The following is a 4180-nucleotide window of genomic DNA, read 5'->3' on the forward strand; positions in this document are numbered from 1 at the left end:
AGTCAAATCTTTTTGGTCTATCAGCTCTATCTTGTCAGATACGAGTAGTTGATTGTAAAGCCTTAAAAATTCCTCTCCATATTCTTTGTTCAAATGCTCGATAGATGAGTTGTTTGTGGTATTTTCTGCTTGATTGTTATTTGTATTTTTCTCTGGGATTCCTGCAGTAATTTCGGCTGCATCATTTGCTATATTTTGTACTGTATTTTCACCACCTACTTGCTCCTGCACAAAACCTTTGCCAAACTCTCTAATAGCGTCTTGCTCTTTGGCAAGATCACTGCCTTTTGACACTAAATGCACCATCAAAGCGTCAGATAATGCTATTGCTATATCTTCCTTAGTAAACACTGGCTTTGTATATGAAATACGACCAAATACTAGCTCAGAACTTTCATATATCTTCTTTGCATTCGCAGCTATGATTTCTTTGTTTTTTGCTTCTAATTCTGTACCTTGCATATGGTGTGTCACACCACGATGCTTGGTCGGCTCTTGTTCTATCCCAAGTGTTTTATATGACTTAGCAGTTACCCTAAATGCTAAACCTGCGTCCTCATACAGCTTATTAATTGCTATCTCACATTCTTCTCTTAAAAAATATAAGAATCTTGGACTTTCTAACTCTCTATCCTTGACTCTTCCAATTACTACTTCTCCATTCTCTAAACGCTCTAACCTTCTTGTTAAATGCTGTATATGTACATGCGGATTATCAGGATTATCGTAATGTATATTAACGTCACATACTATGCCTCGTGATACTATCCATTTCTGTACATATTCCTCCACTAATCTTATATTATCTTCTTTATTTACCTCTCTAGGTAATGCAAATTCTATCTCAGCTCCAGGTCTTGAATCAGCTCTTCTCTCTCTTGCTTCAGCAACGTTCCATAACTGCTCTCTATCTTTTAACCATGCCATATCTTGAAATTCTTCAGGTACAAATATCTTGCTATATACTACTCCTTGTTTTTTTCTAAAATCATAAGTAATACTAATAGCTTCTCCACTTTCTTTATCTATAGTTCTATATACTAATTTATTAGCTGCAATATACGCTGCCTTAGCAACTCCATTCTGACCTTGGCTTCTTTGTATATGTGAACTATGAAAATGATATGTCGCCATTGATAAATAGTTAATCTTATTATTAATACTTTACAGATATTGTTCTACTCACTGAGCGCATAGCGTTTTGTGTCAACAAAACGCGAAAGTGCGCTCTTACGAGAACCTTACTACTACATCATACTTTATCATCTTTTGCAATCTCTTTTTTCTTGTATGTTACTAAAGGGTTTTAAGGGGGCAGCAAGCCCCCTTAAATGATCCCCCGCAATATCTGTAAAAGAAATATATGTGATACTTATTTTTGTTTGACTGTATATCTCTTTTGTTGGTATACTCATATAGTATTAAATGTCCAAAAATGGATTAAATTTTAAAAGTATGAGGAATAATGGCAACTAAAGCTTTAGGTACAGCTACCAAACTTGCTAATTTACAGCAACTTAAAAAAGAACGTATTGCTAAAATTGAAGAACAATTAGCACTACAACAAACTCAATTACTACAAAAACGTAAAGAGGAATTGTTCAATATTTTTAAAGCATGTAATTCTCTAACTATCGATGATAGATTGCTAATAGGATTTCTAAAGTTTGTGAAAAATGTTGATAATAAAAAACATCCGATCTTGGATGAGTTTAAAAGTTTAGGGGGTAAAACAAAAATGCCCAGTAAACCAAAATCAGGAAACTCAAAAACTGATTAAATTAATCACAAAGAAATTATGGTATATTCGTATGCAATTACAAAAAGCAGTTACATTTGATCGTAAATCTGACGCTCGCAAAAAGATTATGCTTGGTGGATTATTTGTTAAAGCAGGACTTGATTATCTCCACCAAGATAATGCTCATATTCTCTACGGTATGCTACTCGATTGTAAAGAGCAATTAATACTAAATCCCAAAATTATTGATAAATGGAAAATCAAAGGGCAATCACTCCTTATAAAATAATTATTAACTATAATTGTCAGGTTCTTATATGCAGAAATTCTTCATCACCCTTGGATTACTTATAACCACCATTGGACTTGTTTGGCCTCTTATATCACGTCTTAAACTTGGACGTCTACCAGGTGACTTATTCTTTCAAAAAGGTAACTTCTCTTTCTTCTGCCCCTTAACCTCTTGCCTCCTCTTTAGTATCCTCATCTCTTTACTCATATTCCTATTCGATAAATATTTCTAATCCTTAACTCTAAACATTATTGCTCTAAATAATTAAAGAGCAATAAATAACCTTGAAACTAAAAGATCTTATTATTATATTTATAATTTAAATAATAAACATATATACAATAATTTTTGCCTATGATTGATTACACTACTAGTACACATACTACTTCTAAAACTTATGATGAAGGTCTGAGACAATTTATGTTAAAGGTTTATAACCTTATGGCTGCAGCTCTGTTAGTAACTGGTAGTACCGCTATTGTCACAATTTCTTGGACACCACTTGCAAATTTAATGTTTAATACTGCTTTTGGCTCTATTATTGCTTTTGCCCCTTTAGCTATTGCTCTATATTTCTTCTTTGGCTTCTCTAAATTATCTATTCAATCAGCACAAATCTTATTCTGGATATACGCAATTCTAGTGGGCATGTCTTTATCTTACCTATTCCTTATCTATACTACTATATCTATTGCTAGAACTTTCTTTATCTGTGCTGCTCTCTTTGGTATGATGAGCTTATATGGATATAACACTGATAAGGATCTCACTTCTTGGGGCTCTTTCTTTTTAATGGGACTTGTTGGATTACTTCTTACTTTACTTGTTAATCTTTTCTTACAAAGTCCTGCTGTATATTTTGCTTCTTCTTTTCTAGGAGTAATCATCTTTATTGGACTAATAGCTTGGGATACTCAAAAAATTAAATCTTTCTACTTCACTAATACTGACAATCATTTGGCACAAAAAATGTCTATTGTAGCTGCTTTTAACTTATATCTAGATTTTATTAACCTATTTTTACACCTTATTAGATTCCTAGGAGGATATAAACGTCATCAATAATAAAATAACTTGAATTTTTCTATTCTAAACCTATATCTAATTTAGATATATATTCTGTTACGATTCTATAAATTAACCTTATATGTTATATAGCTACATTGGAGTAAAAGAGGGTTATTATGTTATACAACAACATTAAATTATATTTACTAACTTGCATTACTGTCATTTTATTGGCCAATCCAACCATTGCGGATGAGGATAAAAAAACATCAAATAATAATCATTATACTGTTTATTTACGTCATCCATTAGATTTTATTCATAGCCCTTTCTCTGCCTTTGATTATTACTGGAATAGTGTATTTGATAATAGATTATCTATCTATGACTCAAGTTCTATAAAAAGTAAATTCATTACTCAAGACAAACAATATATCCTAGTCCTAGAAGTACCAGGCTATGATAAGAATAACATTAAACTTAAAGTAAATAATCTTAAGCTTTTTATTGAAGGTAACATTGACGATACTAAAGTAAATACTACTACTGATCATTTAAATAAAAAGTTTAATTATGTTATGTCTCTATATGATGATATTGATCAAAAGGCTATTTCTTCTCAGCTGAAAAATGGCATCTTGACCATTATTTTGCCTAGAATTGAACTCAAAGACCAAAATGCTAAAGAAATACCTATTCAGTAAAGAGAATAATGAATATTTTTTGATCATTCATTTGTTATTATTTATTTTTATTTAACTTAAATAGGAGGTTTTTTATGGCTTTTAATTTACCACGTATTAGAAATAAATCAGAACTACAAAACAACTCTAATAAAAGAAGTTATATTGATGATGTCTTTAATAACTTCTTTAATGAAATAGCTTCTTTTTCTTATCCTTCCTCTTACAATGATAGAATGTTATCACCGAGAACTGATATTATGGAAAATGACTCTGAGTATAATCTAGAAATGGAATTACCAGGGGTCACACAAGATAATATTGATCTTAAAATAGACAGTAACATCCTAACTATTGAAGGTAAAAAAGAACAATCTTCTGAAAAGAAAGATCACAATTATCATATGCAAGAACGATATTATGGTTCTTTCTACCGTTCTATTAGTTTACCATCTA

The 4180-nt window shown here is 31.1% G+C and carries 7 protein-coding genes; 6 read left to right on the forward strand and 1 reads right to left on the reverse strand.

Features of this window, described 5'->3' with window-relative positions:
- Positions 1–1134 (reverse strand): MobA/MobL family protein (locus RAT170B_RS07625; protein WP_045806073.1); only part of this gene is annotated, 1134 nt, incomplete at its 3' end.
- Positions 1135–1465: 331 nt separating this feature from the next.
- Here RAT170B_RS07625 and RAT170B_RS07630 point away from each other — a divergent pair.
- The 6 genes from RAT170B_RS07630 to RAT170B_RS07650 all read left to right on the forward strand — a co-directional run.
- On the forward strand, positions 1466–1780 hold the full coding sequence (locus tag RAT170B_RS07630; RefSeq protein ID WP_045806074.1) for a hypothetical protein: 315 nt from the start codon (positions 1466–1468) through the stop codon (positions 1778–1780).
- A 31-nt stretch (positions 1781–1811) separates the two neighbouring features.
- The gene (locus RAT170B_RS07635; protein WP_045806075.1) at positions 1812–2030 is read left to right on the forward strand and encodes a conjugal transfer protein TraD; all 219 of its coding nucleotides are present in this window, start codon (positions 1812–1814) and stop codon (positions 2028–2030) included.
- 28 nt (positions 2031–2058) lie between these two features.
- Positions 2059–2265, forward strand: coding sequence for a DUF2905 domain-containing protein (locus RAT170B_RS09355; RefSeq protein ID WP_082068724.1), 207 nt, complete (start codon positions 2059–2061; stop codon positions 2263–2265).
- A 122-nt stretch (positions 2266–2387) separates the two neighbouring features.
- A complete protein-coding gene (locus tag RAT170B_RS07640; protein WP_045806076.1) occupies positions 2388–3098 on the forward strand; it encodes a Bax inhibitor-1/YccA family protein in 711 nt (236 codons plus the stop codon).
- Positions 3099–3232: 134 nt separating this feature from the next.
- The gene (locus RAT170B_RS07645; RefSeq protein ID WP_409994167.1) at positions 3233–3745 is read left to right on the forward strand and encodes an Hsp20/alpha crystallin family protein; all 513 of its coding nucleotides are present in this window, start codon (positions 3233–3235) and stop codon (positions 3743–3745) included.
- Between the two features lie 74 nt (positions 3746–3819).
- Positions 3820–4180: Hsp20/alpha crystallin family protein (locus tag RAT170B_RS07650; protein ID WP_045806078.1), on the forward strand; the 361-nt coding region annotated here is incomplete at its 3' end.

This window comes from Rickettsia argasii T170-B (assembly GCF_000965185.1).
GTDB classification, from domain to species: Bacteria; Pseudomonadota; Alphaproteobacteria; order Rickettsiales; family Rickettsiaceae; genus Rickettsia; species Rickettsia rickettsii.